Below are 25,191 nucleotides of genomic sequence, written 5' to 3'. Positions count from 1 at the left end.
CATATGAAAAAAGCTCCTTTCAAAATTGAAAGGAGCTTTTTCTTTACGCTTTTGATGTTTCACTTTTTACCTTGTTTTGTTTTTTCTTAATTACCATGCGCTCATTTCCCATAAAGAAAATGAATACGAATGCTAACCCTGCTGGTACTAACGCCCACATAAATGTTTGAACGATTGAACTAGAAAGAGCGTCAATAATTTTATCTAATATTTGCGGCGGGATTTGAGATCTTGCCGATTCTGATAAAATAGCTCTTGAATCTCCTAAAGCGTTTGTATTCATTCCCCCGCTCATCCCTTTAAATGCTTCTTCTAATTGATCTTGGAAACCTGTTCTTTGGATCATTCCGAAGATTGTAATACCTAGTGTCATTCCTAATGAACGAATGAAATTACTCGTTGAAGTTGCAGATCCGCGCTGTTCCATACCGAAGTTGTGAATAGCTGCCATACTTAGTACAGAGAATGAGAAACCGACTCCAAATCCAATAATAATCATATAAACCGTTAATAATATACGACTTGTTTCTGGCGTTAACGTACTTAATAAAAATAGTCCAATTAGCATAATAACCGCAGAAATAATCATAATGTTTCGGTAGCTAAGCTTCGTCGTTAAAAACCCGCCTAATTGCGCTGTTACGACTGATCCTAACATCATCGGTAAAAGTAATAATCCTGAGTTTGTTGCGCTACCACCATATACGCCTTGAATAAATAACGGAATATACACAGTTGCTGACATAAATGCAGCCCCGTAACATAATGCAATAATTGTACTCATTCCGAATAGACGTTGTTTAAACATCTCAAATGATATGATTGGTTCTTCTACTTTTCGTTCAATAACGATAAAAGCAATTACTAAAATAGCGAACCCAGCAAATAAACTTAAAATAAAGCTAGAATCCCAATCATATTTTTGTCCGCCTAGTTCTAGGGCAAACATTAAACAAACTACTGCACCAACTAAAGTAATTGCGCCAAACCAATCAATCTTTTGCTTTCTATGAACTCGTGACTCTTTATAAAAGAATGTAATAAAAATAAGTGCTAAAATGCCAAGTGGTAAGTTAATATAAAACACCCAGTGCCAGCTAATATAATCCGTAATATATGCGCCAAGTAATGGCCCGAAAATACTTGATAAACCAAATACTGCTCCGAATAAACCACCCATTTTCCCACGCTTTTCAGGAGGAAAAATATCAAAAACGATAGTAAACGCAATCGGCACTAATGCCCCGCCGCCAATACCTTGAATGGCACGATAAATACCTAACTGTGTAATATTTTCAGCAGTACCACAAAGTGCCGAACCAATCATAAAGACGATTAAACCGAAAATAAAGAATCTTTTTCTACCATACATATCTGATAGTTTACCGAATATCGGCATACCTGCCATTTCTGCGACCATATAGGCAGAAACGACCCATACAAAGTTTTCAAGGCCTCCTAAGTCACCAACAATCGTTCCCATCGCTGTTACGACAATGGTATTATCCATTGATGCCATTAAAATACCCAGCAATAAACCGGCAACAACGAAGCCGAGTTTATTATTTTTCTCAACCATAATCTTGCTCTCCCTCATACTACTTATATTTGTTTATGTTCTTTTACGACTGTATTACCTTTCTGATTAAAACTAGTATGATATTCTACAACACTAATTTCACAGCCAGGGCCTATTATAACATGATTTCCCCTTACTACGTCTGCTATTGTATGTTCTAAATAAATATCATCCCCCTCAATAATTGATGTTTGAAGGCTTCCTGTATGACTTGTAAAAGGAATAAATCTCGATTTTTTACGTACTGTAATCTTTTTTCCACCGATTTCTCTCACTTTACTTCCTTCATAACGAATTGAGATTTCAATATTTTCAGCATTAAGTAATCCATCACTTTCAAGACCACCAGTTAGTGATAATTCTTCTACTTCAATATCTCCCTTCACATTTAAAGCACCTTTCACATCTACGAAATCACCTGAAAACCTTCCTTTTACTTCAATCATACCTCTTACTTTTGTTTTTTCAATATGAGCATCACCATGCATTTGTGTATTGCCATATATTTTTATACATTCCGCATCTACGTTTCCTTGTACTTCACTATCCCCATATACGATATAGTTTTTAACTTTCATATTACCGCGTACATCACTCGTGCCGTACGTTTTAAATTCATTACAACTCATATCATTAGAAATTGTTCCTTCACCGCGTATCTTTACTTTATTATAATCTCCGCCTGCTGAACTACCAGAACCATTTACAGTAAGACTATGTTGATGTTCCATACTCATTTCTCCCTTCCTTTAAACCTGCTTAATTTCTTTTACATTTGCACTTTTATCAACAGTAAGAACACCAGTATATTCAATAAGTTCTATCTCACAGTTCGGTCCTACTGTGACATTGTTTCCCCTTACCGTTTTTATGTGAGCATAATCAATATCGATATTGTCACCTTCTAACAATTCAGCTTCTAACTGTAAGCCAAATACTGTTTTAAAAAGTCTACTAAAAGCACTTAATCTATGTTTTACTTTAATGGTTTGGCCACCAATTTCTTTCGCTCTACATGTACCGTGAATATTTATATTAATTTCATCTGCGCTTAATAATCCACCAACTGTAAATTGCCCTTCTGAAGAAAAAATATCAACCTCGCAATTACCATCAATCGTCGCTTGACCGTTGATTTTAAATTCTTCACCAGTTACATTACCACCTATCGTCCCTTTTCCTGCAATTTTCAAAGTGGTTGCCTTTACATCTTGTGTAATTGTCCCTTTCCCATCGATTCGCATCGTTTCTGCACTAACTGTACCCTCAACTTTGCCTGATCCGCTAATTCTCGCATTGCCACTTTTCAAATCACCAGTAACAGTTCCGTAACCATTACATTCAAATTGGTCGCATTCAACGTTTCCGTTAACAGTTCCTTTTCCGTTTAGCTGCACTTTATGAAACTCTCCACCGTTCGATGAACCATATCCGTTTATAATTAAATTTTCTGTACGCATTATTTCTCCTCCACTACAACAGTTTAGTTTTTAATGCTTCGGTATATTTCATAATCGCTTCGCGTAAAACAATTTTGGTGCCTTTTTCAAAAATTAAATCGTCCACATTTGAAACTAAGAAACATGTAGAAATACCTAACTTTCGGACGATGATTAAGTCACAAGTTTTATGTTTAATTGCTTCATAATTTTCACGTAAAACTTGCAAGACCATTTTTCCTTCTTCTAAACTAATCTCTCCCGATTGTAGTAATTCTTCTAACATATACACATAAAGAATATCTATAAATTGAAATTCTGCTGTTTTATTCGTTTGTTCTATAAAGAATTGTAAAACTGTTTCTGATGCAATACCCTTACGTAACAAATCATCCTTTGTTAAATGAATTTCTGTCACGCTCGGTGAAAACATATTTGCTAATTCATCTAGTGATAAATCCTCTTTCATCGTTTGGATTTTATCAATACGTTCTAATATCTTTTCTTTCGGAAAAAATGTTTCCTGGCCTGTGAACGTTGACTTCCGTACAAACCAATCTTCCGGTATTAAATTTTTTCTCTTCCACCTATATAACTGTCCGTATGAAATACCAGTTAGTTCTAATAAATCTTTTTTTGAAATCAAATCTGTACTCAACTGTATATCACTCCTTCCCGATAACAATGTAACATAACACTGTTACGCTGTAAATAGACTTTTATCGCAAATAGCGTAACAATGCGTAAAACAAACATGACTTGCACACAAAAAAGGCTCTTACACATCTCATAAAAAATGCGTAAGAACCCTTATATATCATGGTTTAAACCATATTTCATAAAAATCAATCCAACCTTGTGAATTAATTATTATATTTTGTATTTTTTCGTGTGAACTTACTTGCTGTTTGTTACGGTACAAAGGAATGATATGAATTTGACGTAACAGTGTATCCTCAATATCGCGTAACAGTGCAACTCGTTTCTCTACTTTACTCTCCATAAAGTACGGCTGTAATGTTTCGTTAAAGTTTATATTGCTTTGCTGATGAATAAAACTGTTTTTTGTAAGAAACATGTATAGTAAACTCTCTTCAATACGCTCGCTAATTGTCGCACTATCATGCATAATATCAGCCTTTTGTATCGTACTAATTTGCAATAACTCTTCTGTTTCAAGAAATTCAATATCAATTATAATTCCATATTTCGCACATTCTTTTTGTATCCAATTTGAGTCTTCAACATGATCTTGTCCTGTAAATGTGTATAGTCGCAATGTTTCATTACGGTAAGAACTTTCTTTAATAAGCGTATTTATGTCCTCATTTATATGTATTGTACCACTCTTTGTTAGCACTAATTCTTCGGCTATCTCTCCGCGTGATCCTTGTAATTCCGCAACGATCGCCTTGCTATGAATGATTTTATATAAAGCTTTTCGAAATATCATATCTTGCATAGGTCCTTCTTTTGCAGTATTTAACGTAATGTATGTTACATTCGACTCAAGTCGAGTTAGTTCTTTATGATGCTTTTCTATATCTTTATATCGTGCTTTCGCTAAAACATCGTACGTATTAACACTGTGCTCTACATTCCATAATTCAATTCGGTTGAGAAAAGGTCGCTCTCGAAAATAATAATCATGTGCTTCTAGTACAAATACATCCTCATTCTTTTCACATAACCGAAACGGTCCAGTACCAATTAACTTCCCGTCTTCATCTTCATTTACAATAGAACACTGTTCTGTACTTAAAGCATATAAAAACAACTTATTATCTGTAGATAAACGAATCTGCACAATATAGTCATCAAGAATATGTAAACTTTCAACGTGTTGTAACATCCAAGCATGCGGATTATTTTTCACTTTCATAAATCGTTTAAATGTCTGTTCAACATCATAAGCGGTTAGTTCTTTTCTATTATGAAATGTAACACCTTTTCGTAAGTAGAAGGTCCACATATATTTCTGGTCATCATATTCCCAATAAAACGCAAGTCTTGGCTCTACACTGTTTGTATTTCCGTCTACATACACTAATGTGTCGTATATATGTTTTACCATATGACATTCCGAACGCATCGTAGCGTATAGAGGGTCTAATGCAATATCTAGGTTCATTTGGACTTGCAAACGTAGCACATCTCTTCTCCCTTTAGATGTCCTTTCGACTTGATAACCGAATATCGAATCAATCCACGTTTGAAATTGCGTTTGCAGTAATGGAAAATGCGAGCTATATCTTTCAATAAATGCACTTCCGCTTTTTACGTCCCCTTGTTTCGTTATTTCTTTTCCTCTTTCTAAAATTAAAGAAAGTGGATGTTTTTGAAATAACAACTTTGAACGATTGCCTCTCCCTCTGCCTGGAAACCACATAATCCAATTTAATTCTTCTAATTTTTTTATGATGAGTTTACTATTTCGCTCTGTACAAAATAATGTTTCAGATATATTTTGTATTGTTACTTCAAATTTATCTCCCTCTGCTCTCCCTTTTCCATACTGGATCCATAGGTGCATATATTGCTCCAAAATAATCATAAAACGCCCCCTAAAAGATGAAAAATCTTCCTCTTTCATTCTACCCTTTTTCATTTCTAGCTTCCATCTTATCATTTCAATATAGAGAGGAGGAATTAAAAATGAATCATCTTTTAAAACGTTATAATAAGCCCATCCTCATTCGGTTGTTCGGTGAATTGTTAGTCCGAACGACTGAAGCGATGCTAGCTATCATTTTTATTGTTCACGTTAATAAAGCTTTAAATGGTAATGTGATAGTTACAATGCTTCTTTTCGGATTACAGCCACTCGCTGATATTGTATTTACATTAATCGCTGGGGGTGTAACAGATAAATACGGTCGTAAGAAAATCATGTTACTCGGATTACTTTTACAAGCTTTTGCCGTAAGCGGATTCGTTTTTGCTGAATCCGTCGCCTTTTTCGCCTTATTATATGTCATAAATGGTATTGGCCGCTCTTTATACATTCCGGCACAGCGCGCTCAAATCGCTGACTTAACGAAGGAAGAACAACAGGCAGAAATATTTGCTGTTCTTCATACTACGGGAGCAATCGGCTCTGTAATTGGCCCATTAATCGGCGCCTTTTTCTATACTAGTCACCCTGAGTATTTATTTATTTTGCAAGGTGTAGCCCTTACGCTATATGCTATTCTCGTTTGGACGCAGCTTCCTGAAACAGCTCCACTCATGAAAAACGTTAATAAAACGAAAGAAGTATATTCGCCAAAACAATTTATTTCAAAGCATTACGCTGTGTTTGGACTTATGGTTTCTACGCTACCGATTAGTTTTTTCTACGCCCAAACCGAATCGAATTATCGTATATTCGCCGAAAGTGTATTTCCAAATTTTCTATTTGTACTCGTGTTTATCTCAACTTGTAAAGCAGTCATGGAAGTGATTCTCCAAATTTCCCTTGTGAAATGGTCTGAACGATTTTCTATGCCTAAAATAATTGTTATTTCCTATACTTGCTATACGTTAGCTGCGATTGGCTACGGTTATGCCACAACAATATGGTCATTATTCTTCACATTGCTCTTTTTAGTAATTGGGCAAAGTATAGCTTTGAATCACTTACTACGATTCGTTTCACAAATCGCTCCAAGTCATAGACGCGGATTATATTTTTCTATATACGGTATACATTGGGATATTTCAAGAACTTGCGGGCCTTTTGTAGGTGCATTGTTATTAAGTAAATTAAGCGGTAGTACTCTATTTTATATTTGTGCCTTCTTATTAATAATCGGTGGTATCATTCAAGCTTTTTTTGTTCAATCGTTAGAAAGAAACAAAACAAAAGAGCTGTCCCTATAGGAACAGCTCTTTTATTTAACCTGCCATTTTATTAATACTATCCTCCGGTGAGAACACAGAAATGTGATCTACTTTACCAGTAGATTTCGGAATAACGAATTTCAACTCAAACTGATTATTTACTTTATAATTGTATATTTTATCATTACCGTTGACTTTAACAGACACTGGTTTTCCTAAAGCCTTTTCGATCTCTTGTAACGTAATCACTTTAAGTTCTGAATGGTAAGATCGAACGTCAAAGACCTGTGATCCTTTATTAAAGCCAAATGCAACATTTTTATTTGTAAACATCGCATACATCCCGTTTCCTGCTTGCTCCGTCTTATCAGCTTTCCCCCACGCCTTCTCTATTTCTTCTATATCACCTGTATGCGCCGCATATGGAACATTAGGTACTTTACCTACTTTCGCTTGCTCAAATAAATCTTTAATATGATTAATTGATTTTTGATTTATTGCTGTATTGTTCGAATTAGAATTTGCTGTAGGTTTTGCTGAATCTTGATTTTTGGGTTTTTCCACAGGTTCTTTCTCTGTTTTTGGAGTGGTGTCCTCACTCTTTTTACTCGCTTCCGGCTTATCATTTTTTATTTCTGTATTATTTTCTGGTGTTGGACCTGTAGGTTTCTTTTCCTCAGCACTAGTACAAGCTGTTAATATCACTACACATGTTAAAGTTAAAAAAAATATAAATGTTTTTATATATACTTTCATACTTTTCAGCCTCCCTTTTCATCATATTCACTTTTGTAACCATTCCATAACACTACTCCTCAAATTATTTCCCCCCCAAAAAGTAAGTGCTTCGGTTTCTCCGAAAGTACGGACCATATACTCTATATATGATGTTCCTAAAAAATAACCGAGTCGGTTGTATCCGAAATAGTTCCCTCCTGATAAACGGAACCATTCTTTCTCTTTTTCATCCGTCCATCCTTTAACATAATCTTGTAAAAAATGTTTCTTAATTTGATCTTTATGTTCTTCATAGCAAAACAACCAGTCGTCTCCATCATTATCATATGAATAATAGACTGGTTTACTTAATCCTTTAGCTATTCTTTGCGATAAATATGTCGCGACTCCCTCACGATATAAACTAACCGCTGCATCAGTCCATTGTGCTTTAGTCCAATCCATTCCACTTTCTTGCAATACGAAATTATGATATATATGTCCGATTTCATGGGCAACGATAACACGAAGATGCTCCCTTGCAGGAGATAATTTTTCTGCCGCAAGAAATATATCCCCAATAATATCTCTTTCTACAAATGCATTAGAACCAAATCCACCTACAAATAGATGAAAAGTTAAATCTATATTAAAACCAAATTGAATGCGATACTCCTCACTCATTTCTTGAATAATAGATGGTAAAGTTTCCGAAATAATACGAATGTCTTCTAGTTTTTCAGGATATTTTTTAATTGCACTAGAAAGACGTTCGTCTGTCTTAGGACAATGATAATTAAAATATTCTTCGAATGCTTCTGGATACATATCATAATAATTGTTCAAATCATGTAATCCTATATCATCGCTTTCCAAAACCTTCAAAAACCTTGGAATTGTATTGTTAATCATCTTATTCATCTCCTTGTATACACCTTCTCTCCATGCTCTTTATATCCTTCATTAATAACTTAAAATAAACTGTCACAAAAGCTCATTTAAATGCAAATAACCAGCTGGAAGTAAATATTCATTCCCTGCTGGTTTAATATTTTTTCTTTCTATATTTTATTCAAACCATTTGTCGCCATCAGAACTCCATTAAGATTGCCAATTTATATAATTAAAAAAGCTGTCCTATTTAAGGACAGCTTCAAAATATGTATATTTACACTTCGATTGATTTACCGTCTTCAACGATATGGTAAAGTAAGTGAGCTAAATGATGAATTGGACCATACTCTTCCTCTTCTTCATTTGTTTCACCTTGGAATTCAAGATCATTTAAGTATAATGCTAAAAATTGATAGTATAGTTTTAAATCAAATCCGTAGCAAGCACTTGGTTCTTCATGATCTCCTTCATATTGTAACATTAAGTATTGATCATTACCTTCTGCATCTTCAGCATCAAAGAATACGAAGAAACCAACGTTTGTATCTAAATCAAATAGATGACGAGTACCTTTTTCTGTTGCTTTATCGAAGTCCTCTTCACTTAATTTATGTACTGTTGTCGCTTTTGCATTATCTTCTTGATGGAAATTTACTGTGAATGATTTCAATGCTGACACCTCCTGATTGTATAACAGTAGCATAACATATAAAATGGACTGCTTACAAATGTAAACAGTCCACCTATCTTCATTTCCGAATTGCTCGTAACAGAAAACTCACGATGAAGATTAAAATAATCGCACCTATTAAAGCTGGAATAATTGCAAAGCCACCAATAACAGGACCGAATTTACCAAGTAATAACGAACCAAGCCAAGAACCGATAATACCAGCAATAATATTACCAATTACACCGCCCGGCACATCCTTTCCAGTAATTAAACTTGCAAACCATCCTAATATACCACCGACGATTAAATACCAAATCATATGATAACCTCCTGTATATTTAACCAATATAAATAAAATCTGAAACAATTGCTTACCATTAGTTATGTTACATTTTTCGTAAGTTATTCGTCTTATGAAAATCATTCAAATCTGCTCAACCAATTAAGGGCAATCTGGCTTCAATATTGTTCTCATAAATTCGTCTTTAAACGCTTGATAATTAAATTCAACGGCGATTCTTTGTATCGGGCGATTATCAAATCGTGTTGGCTCAGCAATTTTTCTAAAGTCAGCTACACTTTGACCTCTCGTTACATCATTCGTCGTACTAATCCAAACTGCTGATTTTTTATATTCAAAAATATTATCATTTATAAAAGAAATGAACGGAAGTAAATCGTGGATCGGACTCCCAGCAATACCTGGGTATTCTTTTTTATAAAAGTTTTCAAAATAAAAATCAATCATTGGTTTAATAAGTTTCGCCTGTCCGGTTCCTTCTTTATCAATAATATCGACCATTTCAGGCGTAATAAGAGCGCGCTGCGTTACATTTAACGGATATATAGTAGCATTCTTCGCGTATTTCATAACGATATTCGCCGCAATTGGATCGCCGTAAAAATTAGCTTCCGATACTGGTGTAACGTTTCCTGGAAAAAGAAAAGCACCACCCATTATATAATAAGAACATACTCGATTCATTAAATTGGGGTACAATAAAAATAATGTTGCAAGTGTTGTTAATCGTCCCGTCGCCACTATAATAATATCTTCTGGACAAGGCTCAATTAATTTAATCAATTCACAAAAATTTTCTCTTTCACAAATTCTCATTTTCGGTGGAATAATTGGACCTAAACCGTGATCCCCATGAATTTCAGGGAAAAATAAAGGTTCTTCAGCTGTCATCGGTCTACTGGCACCTTCGATAATCTTTACTTTTGTAGCATAGTATCTTTCTAAAAAATATACATTTTCGGTAACAATTTCTCTTGATACGTTTCCATACTCTGCAACAATACCTAAAATATCTAATTGGCATGTTTTATTCGCATAAATTAACGTTACCGCATCATCAATTCCAAAATCTCCGAAAAAGATTATTTTTTTATTAACTTTCCTCACCCCTCTCCAGCATAATCTACTATCATTATTATGCGAAAAAGACAAGGCGGTGAAACAGAGATAATTAAAAAAGCCGCCTATTTATTACTTATTGGCGACTTCAATCTTTTTATAAGATAAATATGCTAGTACACTTTTGCTTGAATCATATTTCGGATTATTCCCTTTTCTCGGTTCTCTCATATGTGTTTTTTCAAACCCAGGAATATCAGGCATTCTTTGCAAAAATTCAAGCATTTCTTCCTCAGTTCCTTCAATACGTACACGAATCATTATTACTATTCCTCAATTCTCATTTTCTCTGTACTAAGTATATCGTACTTCAGAAACTCTGCAAGAAATTTATCTTTTTAATGTTGAACTTTTTTTACAGACAAACAGTGCCATCTCAGTATAGAACGACTCTACTTTATTATTATCAAAGTGAATGTTGAAGAATTCCTGCATTTCGTTTGATGTTTTCATCATACATTCTGTTAACTTTACGCGCTTTGGCACAGGCACATCCATCATATCGCACCACCAGTCAAAATCAAATTTTTTGTCAAAAGTAAGACATGACTGCATTTGTAAACCATGTTTTTCTAATAAAGTAATCCATTCTGTTTTTTTCAAAGCTCGTTCATGGCTTGGATCACGTTTTTTTTCGATAAAATTATAAAATGTATCAAACTCATTATTTTCTGGTGAAACATTATCTATTAATATAAATAATCCTTCATCCTCTAACGTTCGATGTACTTCAAAAATAAATTGCGAAGGGTCAACAAAATGATGTGCTGCAATTCGGCATGTAATTGTATCAAAAGATTCTTCAGCAAATGGTAACCTTTCTGCATGTCCTGCTACAAATGATACATTTTCATGCCCGTTCCCTTCTATAAAACCTTTTGCCTTTTCTAACATTTTTTCTGTTAAATCAAGAGCGACTACCTCTTTAAACATTGGGGCTAACAGATTAGCAACATGTCCACCACCAGTAGCAATATCAAGAAGACGATTATTATGACGAGACGCTACTTGTTGAACTACATATTGTAAATCTGGTCCTTTTGCATGAATTTTACTTTTCACATATTTTTCCGCATTATTACCAAACTGTTGTTTCACAAGCTCTTCTCTACTCATTTTATCATCTTCTTTCTATTGGTATTTAAATATACAGGATTCATATAATAATTAAAATTCTCTTTATATATTTTCAAATCCTCTTTTCCACTCACTTCTTATAACGCTGTCATCATTAACAGAATATTAATATTAATATTAATATTAATTTTACGTTTTACCATTAAACAAAAAAGGCTACGGGAACTTGTCCCCTAACCTTACTTAATATCTATTACATTTTTATTTTTTCATATATATCTATATAATATAAATCCTCTTTCAACTTCATAATAACTTCTACTTCGTTATAAGTAGCCTCACGAGCATGTAAACCAAATTGATCCATGCCGATCCATATCCATCCAGGTGTATAATATAGAACATCTATGTTAAAATAATCTAATTTAGTAAGCTCCGATTTAATAAATTTATCTTTATTAGCGATTTGTTTATCTATTAAGCCATATTCTTTTCCATTTTCAAATAGCGATATAATTTTCCCTACAATGGGATGTTCACGAACAACAAAGTGATATTCCTTTTCCTCCACATTCACCACAATCAAACGAGAATCAGATAAATCAGACCGTAATTTCGACATATTTATTCACCTCCTTTATGAGTTTCATAAACATAATAACAAATGAATATTCAAATAAAATTAATATAATGTAAAAAATAAAAAAACTGACTTCTCTTTAGAAATCAGCCTTTATTTTTTGATCATCTTTATATTTTTACAAACTATTATAATGTTTCTTTTTCCTCATCATTTCCGGATACTAAATTTCCAATAGCATCTGCCGTTACTTCAACTACAAATTCACAAATCCCTGCTACAACTTCTCCAATTACTTCCTCCATCTTTCTACCCCCTTGTTTAATGGAACTTATTTGTATTATAGGAGATATTAGTTAATTTTAACTATCGGCAAAGGTGACAAAAACATTACATATTTGTAAGCTATTTCAATGTTTTTTGAATTTATACTTCTCCCCTTTGAAATTTTAAGTATTATTAACAACCAGATAGGTCATCATAATATAAAGTATTTAAGAATCCTAATTTAAAGGAGGCGTGTAAAATATACTACGTAAAACTAATTAAAGGTCAATCTTTCTATGCTTTTGATCATCGATTCTTAGTGTCTTATGAAGAAGAGGTTTCGGAAAAAATTTTTAATTACTTACGCCGAAATGAATTCTTCGAAGTACGTAAAGAAGAATATTCTGCCTAAAGTATGAAAAGCATCAATAAATGACTCTCATAATTGGGATTTTTTCTTGATGCTTTTATATTATCTCCCTTTATTCAACATTACTCCTCAATTCTCTTAAAATCTTATAGTATATGTCCAAGCTAATTCATCGTTATTTTCATATTTTAGTATATGAGGAGGTGACGAATATGACTCATATCATTGATTATCAAGCTACTCAACCTTTAAATAAAACCGGTGAAACAACTTTTGCAATTCCCCATTCCCCAGAAAAAGCAATTCTAGCAAGTATTAAATTAAAAATTTCAAGAAGAGACTCACGTAATAATCGAGTAGAATTAATTGCTACAGTTGGGGTTAAAGGTATAACTGAGATTTCACAAGTTTTATTCCGAATTTTCCGTGACAATACAGAAATCTTCAACGCTCAAGTAGGGATTGAATCTACAGATTCTGAGCAATTTTACGCACAAACATTTCAAGCTATAGATCAAAATGTTAGCTGCGGGACTCACGAGTATTCATTAACTGTAGAAAACCTTACTAGTGGTGCAAGTGCAGACATTGTTGGTCCTCTGTCTTTTAGCGGTTTAGCTATTGGACAAGATCATAAGTGTTGCTAATTTAATCTATTTTGGTTTTTTGAGAAAAGTAAGACGTATTATCTGCGTTCTTACTTTTTTTATTTTCCACACACTTACCTTCCCTTTGAATTTACTTGTGAATTTTTGTATTTTTAGTTACCCATTGTATCACTTAATTCATCATTTTTTTACAAATCAAAAAGATTGAAATCAATTAATGAAACACGTAATATAGACTCTGACTCTATAAAAGTTCGTTAAAAATAATACATAAAATAAGGAGGTTTTATATACGAGTTTTTCATTTTAAAAGACGGAGAGGTTTTACATTATGTGGCGTAATAAAAATGTTTGGATTGTGTTAATTGGGGAGTTTATTGCTGGTCTAGGGTTATGGCTTGGTATTCTTGGTAATCTTGAATTTATGCAAAAATACGTCCCTTCTGATTTTATGAAATCCGTTATATTATTTATCGGACTGTTAGCTGGTGTTCTAGTTGGCCCAATGGCTGGGCGTGTCATTGATCAATATGAAAAAAAGAAAGTTCTTCTATACGCTGGATTCGGTCGTGTTATTAGTGTTATTTTCATGTTTTTCGCCATTCAATATGAAAGTATCGCATTCATGATTGCATTTATGGTTGCACTTCAAATTTCAGCTGCATTTTATTTCCCTGCATTACAATCTGTAATTCCTCTAATCGTTCGTGAGCATGAGTTATTACAGATGAACGGTGTACATATGAATGTTGGTACAATCGCTCGTATTGCGGGTACTTCACTAGGTGGAATTCTTTTAGTTGTAATGAGTTTACAATATATGTATGCCTTCTCAATGGCAGCATACGCTTTATTATTCCTCTCAACTTTCTTCCTACAATTTGAGGATAAAAAGTCAACTACTTCAAGTAAAGAATCAGCTAAAGATAATAGCTTTATGGAAGTATTTCGTATTTTAAAAGGAATTCCTATTGCTTTTACAGCACTTATATTAAGTATTATCCCTCTATTATTTATAGCTGGATTCAATTTAATGGTTATTAACATTAGCGAAATGCAACATGATCCAACGATTAAAGGATTTATATATACAATTGAAGGTGTCGCATTTATGTTAGGTGCCTTCGTTATTAAACGTTTATCTGACCATTTCAAACCTGAAAAATTGTTATATTTCTTCGCTGTTTGTACCGCTTTTGCACACCTTTCATTGTTCTTTAGCGATATAAAATGGATGGCTCTTACATCGTTTGGTTTGTTTGGCTTTAGTGTCGGCTGTTTCTTCCCTATTATGTCGACAATTTTCCAAACGAAAGTAGAAAAAAGCTATCACGGTCGCCTCTTCTCATTCCGTAATATGTTTGAGAGAGTTATGTTCCAAATTGTCTTACTTGGAACTGGCTTCTTCTTAGATACGATTGGGTTACAATATATGGTTCTCATCTTCGGAGTTATTTCGTTGTTGATTATTTTTATTTCCTTATCTAAGCAGAAACAATTTAAAAAACAAACGTCACAATCTGCGAATATATAAAACTAATACTTCTTAAGAATGGATCCCGTATTTTACTGGGTCCATTCTTTTTGAATTTCAAGGATTAAAACCTATTTTCTTTATGTAGTTCAAATATTTAAAGGAGTATCCCCTACTACTTTCGAATAAAATAAATTATAGTTTTTCAAAAAGGAGCTGTGGAAATGTCTTATGGCATCCAATTATTAATTATCCTTCTTTTTTCATTGGTCATGTTTGGCGTCCTTAATTTTTTAGCCATTTCCTTATCTCAAAATAACTTTAAAAGAAGGATTGTTGCAGGTTTTCTATTTTTATTGTTAACTCCCATTATCTTTTTGACTACTACAGCACTCACCTCTATATTCGATAAAGGTGGTTTGGGAGTAGCTAACCTAGTCTTCGTTATTTTAAATGTATATATTGTAAATGGAATTGTCATTCTTCTTTCCGCTTCATTTATCCTCAAAAAACATAACATAAGATAGAGTACTAGGCATGAATCTAGCATTACACTAGATTCATGCCTTTTTATTTTAAAAATCTCACCTTTCTCCAAATTTTTATGTGAAATTTAATAATTCTTTATAAAAATTTAAACTTTATTTTTTACAATATTCCTATCGTATTCGCACGTTTATAAAAACGAATAAGAAAGGAGTACACAATGAAAAAGTTTCTATTTATTTTCCCTATATTAATCGTTCTACTTAGTGGATGTAGCAATAATGATATATACGGCTCTTGGGAGGTCATTGATAATAAAAAAGGTGAATGCCCTGTATATTATAAATTTGAAACAGTTGTAAAAGAGGAAAAGAAAGAAAAGGTTGTTCACAATTTAGTGGAAATGCAAACAACAAATAAAAAAGAGGATTTATTTAAAGGATCGTTTGTTAAAAATTCTAACGTGTATCGTATTGATTATGGTAACTCGTTTACATCGGATCAATCTTTAAAAGTTGTCGATAATAAATTAAATGTATACTTTTTTACAACTGAAAAAACATGTACATACAAAAAAGTAAACAAATAATTGTCATTTATAACGTAGAAAATACTTTCTGCGTTATTTTTATTTTCCCCTTATTATCCTCCCTCTAAATTTGTCAATCGTTTTAATTTTCATAAAAAAATGATAAAATGTTAACATGTGTTTTCAGAATAATTAAAAACGCAGAAAGAAAACACTGTTTTTAGGAGGGGTTTTGATGACTTACACGTTAGCAACTAGAATGAAAGCATTCCAATCTTCTATATTTAGTGAATTAGGGGCCTATAAAAAAGAGAAAATTGCAGCAGGTCATAAAATGATTGATTTAAGTATCGGGAATCCCGATATGCCTCCTGCTGATTTCGTAAGAGAAGCAATGGTACATACGGCGAGTGAAAAAGAAAGCTATGGATACACATTAACAGGCATACAAGAATTTCACGAAGCTGTAACTGAATATTACAACAACACTCATAACGTTATTTTAAATGCCGATAAAGAAGTTTTATTATTAATGGGTTCACAAGACGGACTCGTTCATTTACCGATGGTTTTTGCAAATCCGGGAGATATTATATTAGTTCCTGACCCAGGATATACGGCTTATGAAACAGGAATTCAAATGGCCGGCGCAACATCTTACTACATGCCTTTAAAGAAAGAAAATGATTTCTTACCTAACTTAGAAGTTATCCCTAAAGAAATTGCCGATAAAGCGAAGATGATGATTTTGAACTTCCCAGGAAATCCAGTTCCAGCAATGGCTCATGAAGATTTCTTTAAAGAGGTAATCGCATTCGCGAAAAAGCATAATATTATTGTCGTCCATGATTTTGCTTATGCTGAATTTTATTTTGATGGTAATAAACCAATTAGCTTCCTCTCTGTACCTGGGGCTAAAGAAGTTGGCATAGAAATCAACTCTTTGTCAAAAAGTTATAGTTTAGCAGGTAGCCGTATTGGTTATATGATTGGAAATGAAGAAATTGTTCGTGCACTTACTCAATTTAAATCAAATACAGATTACGGCGTGTTTTTACCAATTCAAAAAGCAGCATCAGCTGCACTAAGAAATGGCGCTTCGTTTTGCGAAAAAAATCGCGGTATTTATCAAGAACGTAGAGATACTTTAGTTGATGGATTCCGAACATTTGGTTGGAATGTTGATAAACCAGCTGGTAGTATGTTCGTCTGGGCTGAAATTCCGAAAGGCTGGACTTCTATAGATTTCGCTTATGCATTAATGGATCGTGCGAATGTCGTTGTTACACCAGGTCATGCATTTGGACCTCACGGAGAAGGCTTTGTACGTATTGCACTCGTTCAAGATAAAGAAGTGTTACAACAAGTTGTTGAAAACATTAGAAATAGTGGTATTTTTTCTCTTGAAAAAGTAAATGAATTAGTTAAAAATTAATGATAACTCCCCTGCTTAACTGTAGCAGGGGTATTATTATTCCTGGAGGTACGATATGAATATTAAAGATACTCTTCCCCATCGCTATCCATTTTTAATGATCGATAAAATTACAAGCGTTACAGAATCTCAATCAGCTACAGGATACAAACTGATTACAAATAATGAGTGGTTTATTAATAACAATCAAAACTATATGCCTCATATGTTAATTGTAGAAGCACTAGCGCAACTTAGTGCCTTTGTCAGTACAGGTGAATCTGAAGGACTTGGTTTCCTCTCCTCATTAGATGGGGTGGAATTTCATGCAAATGCGTATCCCGGTGATAAACTTGACTTACATTATGAATTAACACGTAACAGACGAGGTTTTATTCTTGGGAAAGGAATTGCCTCTGTAAACGGTCAATCAATCGTTACCATTGAAAAGCTATTAATATATCAAGCTGATTAAACAGATCACATAGTAAGGGGTAGGAAAATGCGGAATGTTGTTGGTATTGATGCTGGGGGAACATTAACAAAAATTGCTTACTTTAACGAAATGAACAAATTAGTTTTCGAAAAATTTTATTCATATGAACAAGAAAGAGTTAAAGAATGGCTTCAAAGTCATAATTCAATTACACAATTATGCATTACAGGTGGCAAAGCTAAACAGTTAGAAGAACTACTTTCAGGTTCATTTAAAATAGTAGAATTAAACGAGTTCGAAGCTACATTAGGGGGAGTACGATTCATACTAAAAGAAGAAAAACGTGCTATACAGAACTTTGTCCTAACAAATATCGGTACAGGTACTTCCATTCACTACGTTCACGACAAACAATACATTCGCGCTGGTGGAACTGGAGTTGGCGGCGGAACAATTATGGGTCTTTCAAAACTATTAACAAATATAGATCATTTTGAAGATGTGCTACCGCTTACGAATATAGGATCAAGAAAAAGTCTAGATATTACGGTTGGAGATATTTATGGCGGTATTCTCTCCCCTATTGATAACAACTTAACTGCTAGCAATTTTGGAAAAGCGGCCATTACAGACTCAAATTATAGTAGTTCAGATATACTAGCTACCGTTCAAGGACTTGTCGGTGAAGTCGTCACAGCATTAAGTCTTCAATTCGCCGAAGCAAAAAATATTGACCATATCATTTACATCGGTTCTACTCTATGTAATAACGTACATCTTCAAAATATTATTAGTAGCTATACAGAATATCAAAACAAAATACCAGTCTTTTTACAAGACGGCGGTTATAGTGGTGCAATTGGTGCTTTACTCCATAGTTCGAAATAAAAAAGCTGACTTTTGTCAGCTTTTTTGTAATGGTACTTCAAATTCAATAATTGATTCCCCGTTCTCTCCAATTCGCTCCACGCTAATTCTATCAATTACACAATTTAACTTCTCATGAAAACTAGGCATATCCTTTACTACTTTAGCTGCTAACTCGGCACTTTCTTTTCTCCCAACTGTTACATGTGGTATGTATGGAATATCCGTTCTCAAAAATTGCAGTAAAGGACCTGTATACAATCTATCGTGTAATTCTTCTATCTTTTCTTTCCCTCTTTCCACTTCCAAAAATAGATACTCTCCCTTGCTACTTATCCGGTTAGCAAACTCAATTTCAATCGGATGAACCCCTTTCGCCATTTTCAAAATATGTAATTCCAGCTCATCATTTAAAATGGAACTTTCAAACGGGAATACAATTGTTATATGAGGAGGGATTAATCCGAATAAAGGGTCGTGCTTTTCTCTCATACTCTCTATTTCATCTATGGGCATGTTTTGTAAAAACAGTAGAATTGTACGCACTTTTATATCCCCTACTCCCTCTCAATTTTTTTATATTTATCATATTGTATGGTAGCGTGAACTTCAACAAATTAATTTGCTTGCATATAAAAATAAAAAACTTCTCAAATGAGAAGTTTTCATATGGCATGGTTATTATTTTCTCTCAAAACTTTCCTAAATTTTATATAACAAGCAATTCTCCACGGAATAATATACGATACTGCAACGACGTAAAATAATAAACCAATCGTTTTTTGATCTAAATCAACAATAAATTGTCTTGAACCATATCTTAAAACGACAAGTGCAATAAAAGTAATTAAAAAAGCTGCACTTTTTTTTGTATAAATATTCCCATCATCTCTTCGCTCATAGTTTGTTAGAATTATAAGTGGTACGGCGAAAAGCCCCCCAATGAATGCTGCTATAACTACTTGTAACAGTGCTGGATGTACGGGTCCAAAAAACCATATTATCCCCGGTGTTAAAAATAGTAATGGCCACAAAATACGTTTTCCCGTTCCCTTTATCGGCTTATACATAGAACGATATCGTCGCCAAAAAATTAGCAGTGCAATACATAAAAAGACCGTAATTAGTGAAGATGTGTCTCCCATTTACTTTCCTTCTCTCTATAATAATCTAACAATATTTCAAATCGTTTACTCGAATGAAACTTTACGAATAAATATACTACTAGTTATGATGTAAAGACTAGTTAATCCAATTGAAATTACAGTAAAATAGGGAATATCTATTAAAGATACATCACTCGTAAATAATAAACCGTTTATCCCTACTTCTCCATAAAGCAAACTGTTTGTTGATAAGAAAAGCGTTCCACCAATCATGAGACCAATCCACTGAAATCTTTGTTTAAAAACTACTACTACTTGGAAGAAACATGCTGTCGTAACATAAAACAAAAATTGTAAAATAAATTGTTGTGTTAATTGTTCTCCAATGCTAACATTCCCTAAATTATATTTTATGTCTTGTAAAAGTATAACTTGAAGAAATGAAAATAACGCAGATTGCAGTACAATATAACAAATCGCTCCGATGAAATATTGAATTCTCGTTACACCAAATGAAATAGCTAAACGAAATAAATCATCTTGTATATTGAAAGTACTGACTACTATAAACATCATAATTGCTATTGAAGGGTTATTGATAATTTCGGGTAGATAACTAATTTTCAATTCATTTAAATGAGCAGCATTTAAAGCCCCTTTTATTAATAAAGCTACAATCCAAAATATTAAAATTGCTTTATAATGAAAATTAATATGTAACTTCAACTGCTTCATTAACATCTTCATTTCACTTCACCACCAGTTATGTGAATAAATAATTTTTGTAATGTAATTCTATCAATTACTAAACCTTCTTTTTCAAGAGAGTAATAATCTTCATTAGAAAGTTCTTCCCATATAACAGTAATGCCTTTATTTCCATAGACTTCTCGATTTATAATTTTTTTATTTATCGAAAATTCATCTACTTTATCTTTTATTCCTGAAATTATATGCCCCTGTTGTAATAAATCTTCCACTGATGATTGAACGACTAATCTTCCTTCTTTTATGATGATTACATCTTCAATAACATGGGTCACTTCTTCTACTAAATGTGTTGATAGTATAATTGTTCGAGGATACTCACCGTAATCTTCTAATAGTAAACTATAAAATAACTCACGATGTGCTGCGTCTAAACCGGTGGTCGGCTCATCAAAAATAGTAATTGGTGCCCTACTTGCTAATCCTTGAATAATTCCTACGACTGTTTGCATACCGTGTGATAATTTATGGTATTTCTCTTTCATATTAAGCTGAAACTTCCCTGCCAGTTCTTCAGCATATTTCTGATCCCAATTTTTATAAAACATGTTACATAGCTCAAAAATCTCTTTAATTTTATTACTTAAATGCCCTTCTTCTTTCACTCTAACAAAACAAATGCTTCGCATCGCTTTACTATTTTCAAAAACATTTTCACCAAATATAGATACACTTCCACTACTTGAAATAATTTGACCTGCAAGTATGTTTAATAATGTTGTTTTCCCCGCTCCGTTTCTTCCAAGCAAACCATATATTTTATGTTCTTCCAATGAAATTGTTACTTCATTTACAGCTAGTTTCTTTTTATATTTTTTCGTTAAATCTTTCGTTTCAAGTGCAATCATCCCTCTTTCCCCTCCTTCGTAATTTTGTGTATCATGTCCATCAATTCGTCTTTTGATATTTCTAGTACTTTTGCTTCTTCCCACACTTTAGGTAAATACTCGGTCATAAATGTATTTTGTCTTTTTTTTAGTACGACTTCTTTTGCTCCCTTTGTAACAAACATCCCGATCCCTCTCTTTTTATATAAAATCCCCTCATCTACTAGTAGATTTACTCCTTTTGCAGCTGTAGCCGGATTAATTTGTAACATCTTCGCAAATTGATTTGTCGACGGAACTTGTTCTTCTTCAAGTAATATGTCTTTTAAAATATCAGATTCAATTGTTTCTGCAATTTGTATGTATATTAACTTATTTTGTTCTAGAGTAGGTTTCACGATTTCACCACCTTAGGTTCATAGGTTCATTACTTATGTAATTAACCATAGCACAACGTTATATTTTTTTCCATAATTTTCATCAAAAAAAGAATCATTCGATACTGAATGACCCCCTTTAAAAAATGTCCTTATTTTCAATCGTTAAATAACCACCTCTTCCTCCATATCACTTAGATTCACGCACAGGATGTTCATTAAAAAATTGCTTTCGAAAATCTTTATTATTAACTAGCTTTTCTATTTTTTCTTGATTACCGTAAAAGAAATTCATTACGATTCCCATATTCCATATAAGATCATCCCTTGGTAAATCATTAAGTTCTTTATACAGTATGGGTAAAAGTTCCTCTCTTTTTAATGTAAAGCTTTGATTTTCAATCTGAAACTCATACCCTTTCGCATTCGGTACTAAAACCGCAAGATAAATAGTATTAAAGAGAAAATTCTTCTTCATCGTATCCTTACCATCAAACCAATACGTCTCAACCATATCTTCTGTAAGGGCTCCATTCCCTCGTGCACCATAGTTCACCTTTATACTTTCATTCTCTAAACTTATACTTTGAAATGTTTCACCACCGGGTAAATGATTAACAATTGCAACCACATCTGAGTTATTACCAACATATGTCCCAGCATATTTCTTAAAAGCACCAGGTTCAATATCAGATATTTCTTTTATTCTTTCTCCGCTAGAACAAGCAGTAATAAATAAAAAAATTGTTAGCATAACAACCACATTACGATGCATATATTTCATTTAGCATCCCCCATTTTTATCGATATTTCGTTCATTACAATACTTCTTCTCAAAACCCTTTAAAATATACGCATTTTAATCAAAATTAAAAATTTTCACTTTTTATGTTTACAATTATCCATTAATTGTATATAATTACTAACGTAAGAAAAATATTCTAAAAGGAGGTCGAAGGAAATGATGAAATTACAATTACATGCTTTAACATTAGCGTTAACTGCACCTTTGTTTTTCGGACAATTGAATATGAATTCGACCACCCTAACGGAGAATTGAAAATCGTACTTTATTTCTATTAATTCATAAATTCGCCACAGGAGGTCGTATACTTTCCTGTGGCTTTTTCACGCCTAGCCATAGGAGAACTATATCTTCCTGTGGCTTTTTTGTGCGATTTTTTAGTCTCTTACATTATTTTTTTAAGAAAGGAGCAACATTCGATGACTATTAGCGTATTGTTTTTAAGTATTACGATTCAAAGAAATACAATTTCCAAAGATGAAATTTTCCATAATGAGCAAATTGAAAAAGCTATGAATGATGTTAAGGAGCGCCAAGCGCTTTATTGTGATCACCTGTAATTCCTTTTCCAAAGGAGGAATTCATTTATGACTTTTCATATTTTCTTTTTTACGACTGTACTTCAGAAAAACACTTTATCTGAAGATGAAATCATTCGTAAACAACAATTAAAACAAATGACTGATAAAATAACTGACATTAAAAGTTCATACTATACGCAAATGTATTAAAAATATATTTTTAAAGGGGCAATATCCTAATGAAATTTAAAGCTTTCTTTTTAACGATTACCATTCAAAAACGTAAACTTTCAAAAGATGAACTTTCTCACGAACAACAAATTAAAAATATTATGGACGAAGTAAAAGAACGACAGTCCTCTTATTACAACCGTCTTTACTAAATAAATTATAAAGGGGTAAAAATCCAATGAAATTCAAAGTATTCTTTTTAACTATTACGATTCAAAAAAACAAACTATCTGAGTCTGATACGCTTCATGACCGACAAATTGAACAGGCTATGGACAACGTCAAAGAACGACAAAGTCACTATTGTAGTCACCTGTAATTCCGATTTGAAAGGAGGAATTCATGTATGAAGTTTCACCTTTTCTTTTTAACCATTACGATTCAAAAAGAAACTATATCTGCAGATGAAGTAAAACAACAGAAACAATATAAAAAGATTATAGATGAAATTCGTGATCGTAGAAGCAAGTACTACACTCACCTATAATTATTTGAAATTATATTAGAAACGAAAGGAGTCGATTATGATGTTAATAACGCAGTGTAAAGAAATGATTTGGATAGTTCAGAGGGATTCCACGTAGTTTAGCAGGAATAATTTATACATGCGTTGCAGTTAATTTGATGTGTAAAAAATATATAATAATACGCATTTCATACACTCTAAAAATTTGAAAAGATACACCACTTTTTCAGCGGTGTATCTTCCCTAATTTTTTCTATTTCCGATTACTTCGTTTCGTCTTAAACAATCTCACTAAGTTCGAAACAACTGTTTTCGTTACCGCATAAACTGGCACTGCTAAAATCATTCCGATGATTCCCGCGAAATTACCTACCCCTAAAATAAGAATAATGATCGTTAACGGGTGAATGTTTAATTTCGAGCTCATAATACGCGGTGAAATGATGTTACTTTCAAACTGCTGTACTATCGTTACAATAATAATTACGTACAGAGCTTGCATTGGAGAAACGAACAGACCTACAATGACAGCTGGTGCTGCTCCGATAAACGGGCCCAAATTTGGAATAATGTTTGTAAGTGCTGCGATAATCCCTAAAACGAATGCATACGGTAAACCGATGATTAAATAACCAGTAAATGTAAAGGCACCAATAAACATACAAACGAGCGCTTGCCCTTGAATATATGCAGATAATGTTTCGTTCGTTTCCTTTATGATACGAAGTCCCTCTTCACGGTAAGACTCTGGTAATACACTAACGGCTTTTCCTGGAAATGCATGTCCATCTTTAAACATATAAAATAAAATGAACGGTACTGTAAAAATAACTAATGCCACGTTCGTGATAATACCAAATAAAGCCGTTGCACTCGACGTAATTGTGTTTGGTATTTCCTTTAAGTATTCAATTGCATTTTTCTCAATTGTCTCAATGGAAACGTAGTTTTGTGTAGATAGCCATTCAAATAATCTATGATGGGATAGATCTTGTATGTATACTTTTCCCTCTTTTATATAAGTCGGCATGTTTTTCACTAAATCCATTAGCTGCTGTGAGATGGTTGGAACGACTACTCCAATAGCAACTCCAGTTAATGTGATGATAAAAAGATACAATAGTAAAATCGCTAAACCTCTCGGTACTTTTTTATTCTCCAAAAAGACTAACAATGGATTAAAAATGAAGTATAAAAATAACGCGATTAAAATTGGGAAAAATAATGTTGATATGAAGATACCAATCGGTTGAAATAGAAACGATATTTTTGTGCAAATAAATATAATTCCTACAACCATTAGCACTTCTAATGTCCAAAAGTGCACTTTCGATTTCAAAAAAACATCCTCCTTTAAACTAGCACTTCTTTTCATTGTACCAAAATAAACACGAATTTTACATAATATTTTCCTTTACAATATTCCAAAATACCATTA

Annotated in this window: 34 protein-coding genes; 14 read left to right on the top strand and 20 right to left on the bottom strand. The window is 33.1% G+C overall.

The features are described from left to right. Nucleotides 1-43 precede the first annotated feature (43 nt). The 5 genes from BAU23_RS10530 to BAU23_RS10510 form a co-directional block, all read right to left on the bottom strand. Nucleotides 44-1,579, bottom strand: a complete 1,536-nt coding sequence (locus BAU23_RS10530; protein WP_071734366.1) for an MDR family MFS transporter — start codon at nt 1,577-1,579, stop codon at nt 44-46. A gap of 23 nt (nt 1,580-1,602) precedes the next feature. Continuing rightward, a complete protein-coding gene (locus tag BAU23_RS10525) occupies nt 1,603-2,310 on the bottom strand; it encodes a polymer-forming cytoskeletal protein (RefSeq protein WP_000401025.1) in 708 nt (235 codons plus the stop codon). An 18-nt stretch (nt 2,311-2,328) separates the two neighbouring features. Beyond that, nucleotides 2,329-3,039 (bottom strand): bactofilin family protein, encoded by a 711-nt coding sequence (locus BAU23_RS10520; RefSeq protein WP_016129691.1) that lies wholly within the window; start codon nt 3,037-3,039, stop codon nt 2,329-2,331. 13 nt (nt 3,040-3,052) lie between these two features. Next, nucleotides 3,053-3,676, bottom strand: a complete 624-nt coding sequence (locus BAU23_RS10515; RefSeq protein ID WP_016129692.1) for a YhbD family protein — start codon at nt 3,674-3,676, stop codon at nt 3,053-3,055. A 159-nt stretch (nt 3,677-3,835) separates the two neighbouring features. Further along, the gene (locus BAU23_RS10510; RefSeq protein WP_083583330.1) at nt 3,836-5,611 is read right to left on the bottom strand and encodes an ABC transporter substrate-binding protein; all 1,776 of its coding nucleotides are present in this window, start codon (nt 5,609-5,611) and stop codon (nt 3,836-3,838) included. A 62-nt stretch (nt 5,612-5,673) separates the two neighbouring features. Between BAU23_RS10510 and BAU23_RS10505 the strand changes: the two genes are divergently transcribed. Next, nucleotides 5,674-6,879: an MDR family MFS transporter gene (locus BAU23_RS10505; protein WP_071734362.1), complete on the top strand. Its 1,206-nt coding sequence runs from the start codon at nt 5,674-5,676 to the stop codon at nt 6,877-6,879. Between the two features lie 15 nt (nt 6,880-6,894). On the opposite strand, the gene BAU23_RS10500 is transcribed toward BAU23_RS10505, so the two are convergent. From BAU23_RS10500 to BAU23_RS10465, 8 genes are all read right to left on the bottom strand, one after another. Beyond that, nucleotides 6,895-7,596, bottom strand: a complete 702-nt coding sequence (locus BAU23_RS10500) for a YjgB family protein (RefSeq protein WP_071734360.1) — start codon at nt 7,594-7,596, stop codon at nt 6,895-6,897. A gap of 27 nt (nt 7,597-7,623) precedes the next feature. Further along, on the bottom strand, nt 7,624-8,469 hold the full coding sequence (locus BAU23_RS10495) for a DUF5700 domain-containing putative Zn-dependent protease (protein ID WP_071734358.1): 846 nt from the start codon (nt 8,467-8,469) through the stop codon (nt 7,624-7,626). A 256-nt stretch (nt 8,470-8,725) separates the two neighbouring features. Continuing rightward, nucleotides 8,726-9,121 (bottom strand): hypothetical protein, encoded by a 396-nt coding sequence (locus BAU23_RS10490; RefSeq protein ID WP_000834882.1) that lies wholly within the window; start codon nt 9,119-9,121, stop codon nt 8,726-8,728. Between the two features lie 79 nt (nt 9,122-9,200). After that, nucleotides 9,201-9,443 carry a GlsB/YeaQ/YmgE family stress response membrane protein gene (locus BAU23_RS10485; protein ID WP_000638425.1) on the bottom strand — a complete coding sequence of 81 codons (243 nt, stop codon included), beginning with the start codon at nt 9,441-9,443 and terminating at the stop codon, nt 9,201-9,203. A 123-nt stretch (nt 9,444-9,566) separates the two neighbouring features. Beyond that, on the bottom strand, nt 9,567-10,532 hold the full coding sequence (locus BAU23_RS10480; RefSeq protein ID WP_016129696.1) for a nucleoside hydrolase: 966 nt from the start codon (nt 10,530-10,532) through the stop codon (nt 9,567-9,569). An 84-nt stretch (nt 10,533-10,616) separates the two neighbouring features. Continuing rightward, the gene (locus BAU23_RS10475; RefSeq protein ID WP_000621876.1) at nt 10,617-10,805 is read right to left on the bottom strand and encodes a DUF3970 family protein; all 189 of its coding nucleotides are present in this window, start codon (nt 10,803-10,805) and stop codon (nt 10,617-10,619) included. Between the two features lie 69 nt (nt 10,806-10,874). Next, nucleotides 10,875-11,660 carry a class I SAM-dependent methyltransferase gene (locus tag BAU23_RS10470; protein ID WP_000085736.1) on the bottom strand — a complete coding sequence of 262 codons (786 nt, stop codon included), beginning with the start codon at nt 11,658-11,660 and terminating at the stop codon, nt 10,875-10,877. Nucleotides 11,661-11,874: 214 nt separating this feature from the next. Continuing rightward, nucleotides 11,875-12,243 carry a hypothetical protein gene (locus tag BAU23_RS10465; protein ID WP_071734356.1) on the bottom strand — a complete coding sequence of 123 codons (369 nt, stop codon included), beginning with the start codon at nt 12,241-12,243 and terminating at the stop codon, nt 11,875-11,877. Nucleotides 12,244-12,727: 484 nt separating this feature from the next. Between BAU23_RS10465 and BAU23_RS10455 the strand changes: the two genes are divergently transcribed. From BAU23_RS10455 to coaW, 8 genes are all read left to right on the top strand, one after another. After that, on the top strand, nt 12,728-12,880 hold the full coding sequence (locus BAU23_RS10455; protein ID WP_071734354.1) for a YqbF domain-containing protein: 153 nt from the start codon (nt 12,728-12,730) through the stop codon (nt 12,878-12,880). Nucleotides 12,881-13,050: 170 nt separating this feature from the next. Continuing rightward, a complete protein-coding gene (gene exsC, locus BAU23_RS10450; protein ID WP_000148815.1) occupies nt 13,051-13,485 on the top strand; it encodes an exosporium protein ExsC in 435 nt (144 codons plus the stop codon). Nucleotides 13,486-13,777: 292 nt separating this feature from the next. Then, entirely contained in the window at nt 13,778-14,980 is a 1,203-nt protein-coding gene (locus tag BAU23_RS10445) for an MFS transporter (protein WP_000269256.1), read from the top strand. Between the two features lie 164 nt (nt 14,981-15,144). Beyond that, nucleotides 15,145-15,447 carry a hypothetical protein gene (locus BAU23_RS10440; protein WP_000120186.1) on the top strand — a complete coding sequence of 101 codons (303 nt, stop codon included), beginning with the start codon at nt 15,145-15,147 and terminating at the stop codon, nt 15,445-15,447. A 179-nt stretch (nt 15,448-15,626) separates the two neighbouring features. Next, on the top strand, nt 15,627-15,995 hold the full coding sequence (locus BAU23_RS10435; RefSeq protein ID WP_000713877.1) for a hypothetical protein: 369 nt from the start codon (nt 15,627-15,629) through the stop codon (nt 15,993-15,995). Nucleotides 15,996-16,170: 175 nt separating this feature from the next. Beyond that, entirely contained in the window at nt 16,171-17,370 is a 1,200-nt protein-coding gene (locus tag BAU23_RS10430) for an LL-diaminopimelate aminotransferase (protein WP_071734352.1), read from the top strand. A gap of 55 nt (nt 17,371-17,425) precedes the next feature. Then, nucleotides 17,426-17,824 (top strand): 3-hydroxyacyl-ACP dehydratase FabZ family protein, encoded by a 399-nt coding sequence (locus BAU23_RS10425; protein WP_001021823.1) that lies wholly within the window; start codon nt 17,426-17,428, stop codon nt 17,822-17,824. Nucleotides 17,825-17,851: 27 nt separating this feature from the next. Next, nucleotides 17,852-18,673, top strand: coding sequence for a type II pantothenate kinase (gene coaW / locus BAU23_RS10420; RefSeq protein WP_001246775.1), 822 nt, complete (start codon nt 17,852-17,854; stop codon nt 18,671-18,673). Between the two features lie 15 nt (nt 18,674-18,688). On the opposite strand, the gene BAU23_RS10415 is transcribed toward coaW, so the two are convergent. From BAU23_RS10415 to BAU23_RS10390, 6 genes are all read right to left on the bottom strand, one after another. Next, nucleotides 18,689-19,198: a 2'-5' RNA ligase family protein gene (locus BAU23_RS10415; RefSeq protein WP_001259216.1), complete on the bottom strand. Its 510-nt coding sequence runs from the start codon at nt 19,196-19,198 to the stop codon at nt 18,689-18,691. Between the two features lie 119 nt (nt 19,199-19,317). Beyond that, entirely contained in the window at nt 19,318-19,797 is a 480-nt protein-coding gene (locus tag BAU23_RS10410) for a CcdC family protein (protein ID WP_016129703.1), read from the bottom strand. A gap of 45 nt (nt 19,798-19,842) precedes the next feature. Further along, nucleotides 19,843-20,505 (bottom strand): DUF4052 family protein, encoded by a 663-nt coding sequence (locus BAU23_RS10405; RefSeq protein WP_016129704.1) that lies wholly within the window; start codon nt 20,503-20,505, stop codon nt 19,843-19,845. After that, a complete protein-coding gene (locus BAU23_RS10400; RefSeq protein ID WP_016129705.1) occupies nt 20,502-21,374 on the bottom strand; it encodes an ATP-binding cassette domain-containing protein in 873 nt (290 codons plus the stop codon). The genes BAU23_RS10405 and BAU23_RS10400 overlap by 4 nt, the downstream gene beginning before the upstream one ends. Continuing rightward, a complete protein-coding gene (locus BAU23_RS10395; protein WP_000805182.1) occupies nt 21,371-21,751 on the bottom strand; it encodes a GntR family transcriptional regulator in 381 nt (126 codons plus the stop codon). Before BAU23_RS10395 ends, BAU23_RS10400 begins: the two co-directional genes overlap by 4 nt. Before the next feature lie 169 nt (nt 21,752-21,920). After that, nucleotides 21,921-22,514 (bottom strand): DUF4825 domain-containing protein, encoded by a 594-nt coding sequence (locus BAU23_RS10390; RefSeq protein ID WP_071734350.1) that lies wholly within the window; start codon nt 22,512-22,514, stop codon nt 21,921-21,923. A 440-nt stretch (nt 22,515-22,954) separates the two neighbouring features. Here BAU23_RS10390 and BAU23_RS10385 point away from each other — a divergent pair, with 440 nt between their 5' ends. From BAU23_RS10385 to BAU23_RS10365, 5 genes are read left to right on the top strand one after another with little or no spacing between them, the layout of a single operon-like run. Beyond that, complete coding sequence (locus tag BAU23_RS10385) at nt 22,955-23,095, top strand: YrzI family small protein (protein ID WP_000156189.1); 141 nt, start codon at nt 22,955-22,957, stop codon at nt 23,093-23,095. A 27-nt stretch (nt 23,096-23,122) separates the two neighbouring features. Further along, nucleotides 23,123-23,266 (top strand): YrzI family small protein, encoded by a 144-nt coding sequence (locus tag BAU23_RS10380; protein ID WP_000142722.1) that lies wholly within the window; start codon nt 23,123-23,125, stop codon nt 23,264-23,266. Between the two features lie 29 nt (nt 23,267-23,295). Beyond that, a complete protein-coding gene (locus tag BAU23_RS10375) occupies nt 23,296-23,439 on the top strand; it encodes a YrzI family small protein (protein WP_016079413.1) in 144 nt (47 codons plus the stop codon). Between the two features lie 26 nt (nt 23,440-23,465). After that, on the top strand, nt 23,466-23,606 hold the full coding sequence (locus BAU23_RS10370) for a YrzI family small protein (protein ID WP_000669808.1): 141 nt from the start codon (nt 23,466-23,468) through the stop codon (nt 23,604-23,606). A 27-nt stretch (nt 23,607-23,633) separates the two neighbouring features. Continuing rightward, nucleotides 23,634-23,774 carry a YrzI family small protein gene (locus tag BAU23_RS10365; protein WP_000668492.1) on the top strand — a complete coding sequence of 47 codons (141 nt, stop codon included), beginning with the start codon at nt 23,634-23,636 and terminating at the stop codon, nt 23,772-23,774. 232 nt (nt 23,775-24,006) lie between these two features. Here the strand turns inward: BAU23_RS10365 and BAU23_RS10360 are convergent, their stop codons facing one another. Further along, the gene (locus BAU23_RS10360) at nt 24,007-25,092 is read right to left on the bottom strand and encodes an AI-2E family transporter (RefSeq protein WP_016129707.1); all 1,086 of its coding nucleotides are present in this window, start codon (nt 25,090-25,092) and stop codon (nt 24,007-24,009) included. Nucleotides 25,093-25,191 lie beyond the last annotated feature (99 nt).

This window comes from Bacillus nitratireducens (assembly GCF_001884135.1).
Taxonomy (GTDB): Bacteria; Bacillota; Bacilli; order Bacillales; family Bacillaceae_G; genus Bacillus_A; species Bacillus_A nitratireducens.
This window is presented reverse-complemented; position numbering and strand designations above follow the sequence as displayed.

Excerpts from the sequence above, each read along its gene's own strand:
- exsC (WP_000148815.1), top strand. The coding sequence starts at position 13,051 with ATGACTCATATCATTGATTATCAAGCTACTCAACCTTTAAATAAAACC.
- BAU23_RS10475 (WP_000621876.1), bottom strand. The coding sequence starts at position 10,805 with ATGATTCGTGTACGTATTGAAGGAACTGAGGAAGAAATGCTTGAATTT.
- BAU23_RS10495 (WP_071734358.1), bottom strand. The coding sequence starts at position 8,469 with ATGATTAACAATACAATTCCAAGGTTTTTGAAGGTTTTGGAAAGCGAT.
- BAU23_RS10505 (WP_071734362.1), top strand. The coding sequence starts at position 5,674 with ATGAATCATCTTTTAAAACGTTATAATAAGCCCATCCTCATTCGGTTG.
- BAU23_RS10470 (WP_000085736.1), bottom strand. The coding sequence starts at position 11,660 with ATGAGTAGAGAAGAGCTTGTGAAACAACAGTTTGGTAATAATGCGGAA.
- BAU23_RS10500 (WP_071734360.1), bottom strand. The coding sequence starts at position 7,596 with ATGAAAGTATATATAAAAACATTTATATTTTTTTTAACTTTAACATGT.
- BAU23_RS10435 (WP_000713877.1), top strand. The coding sequence starts at position 15,627 with ATGAAAAAGTTTCTATTTATTTTCCCTATATTAATCGTTCTACTTAGT.
- BAU23_RS10425 (WP_001021823.1), top strand. The coding sequence starts at position 17,426 with ATGAATATTAAAGATACTCTTCCCCATCGCTATCCATTTTTAATGATC.
- BAU23_RS10375 (WP_016079413.1), top strand. The coding sequence starts at position 23,296 with ATGAAATTTAAAGCTTTCTTTTTAACGATTACCATTCAAAAACGTAAA.
- BAU23_RS10445 (WP_000269256.1), top strand. The coding sequence starts at position 13,778 with ATGTGGCGTAATAAAAATGTTTGGATTGTGTTAATTGGGGAGTTTATT.
- BAU23_RS10400 (WP_016129705.1), bottom strand. The coding sequence starts at position 21,374 with ATGATTGCACTTGAAACGAAAGATTTAACGAAAAAATATAAAAAGAAA.
- BAU23_RS10440 (WP_000120186.1), top strand. The coding sequence starts at position 15,145 with ATGTCTTATGGCATCCAATTATTAATTATCCTTCTTTTTTCATTGGTC.
- BAU23_RS10405 (WP_016129704.1), bottom strand. The coding sequence starts at position 20,505 with ATGAAGATGTTAATGAAGCAGTTGAAGTTACATATTAATTTTCATTAT.
- BAU23_RS10410 (WP_016129703.1), bottom strand. The coding sequence starts at position 19,797 with ATGGGAGACACATCTTCACTAATTACGGTCTTTTTATGTATTGCACTG.
- BAU23_RS10525 (WP_000401025.1), bottom strand. The coding sequence starts at position 2,310 with ATGGAACATCAACATAGTCTTACTGTAAATGGTTCTGGTAGTTCAGCA.
- BAU23_RS10485 (WP_000638425.1), bottom strand. The coding sequence starts at position 9,443 with ATGATTTGGTATTTAATCGTCGGTGGTATATTAGGATGGTTTGCAAGT.
- BAU23_RS10465 (WP_071734356.1), bottom strand. The coding sequence starts at position 12,243 with ATGTCGAAATTACGGTCTGATTTATCTGATTCTCGTTTGATTGTGGTG.
- BAU23_RS10365 (WP_000668492.1), top strand. The coding sequence starts at position 23,634 with ATGAAGTTTCACCTTTTCTTTTTAACCATTACGATTCAAAAAGAAACT.
- BAU23_RS10370 (WP_000669808.1), top strand. The coding sequence starts at position 23,466 with ATGAAATTCAAAGTATTCTTTTTAACTATTACGATTCAAAAAAACAAA.
- BAU23_RS10530 (WP_071734366.1), bottom strand. The coding sequence starts at position 1,579 with ATGGTTGAGAAAAATAATAAACTCGGCTTCGTTGTTGCCGGTTTATTG.
- BAU23_RS10385 (WP_000156189.1), top strand. The coding sequence starts at position 22,955 with ATGACTATTAGCGTATTGTTTTTAAGTATTACGATTCAAAGAAATACA.
- BAU23_RS10390 (WP_071734350.1), bottom strand. The coding sequence starts at position 22,514 with ATGAAATATATGCATCGTAATGTGGTTGTTATGCTAACAATTTTTTTA.
- BAU23_RS10430 (WP_071734352.1), top strand. The coding sequence starts at position 16,171 with ATGACTTACACGTTAGCAACTAGAATGAAAGCATTCCAATCTTCTATA.
- BAU23_RS10520 (WP_016129691.1), bottom strand. The coding sequence starts at position 3,039 with ATGCGTACAGAAAATTTAATTATAAACGGATATGGTTCATCGAACGGT.
- BAU23_RS10380 (WP_000142722.1), top strand. The coding sequence starts at position 23,123 with ATGACTTTTCATATTTTCTTTTTTACGACTGTACTTCAGAAAAACACT.
- BAU23_RS10510 (WP_083583330.1), bottom strand. The coding sequence starts at position 5,611 with ATGAAAGAGGAAGATTTTTCATCTTTTAGGGGGCGTTTTATGATTATT.
- coaW (WP_001246775.1), top strand. The coding sequence starts at position 17,852 with ATGCGGAATGTTGTTGGTATTGATGCTGGGGGAACATTAACAAAAATT.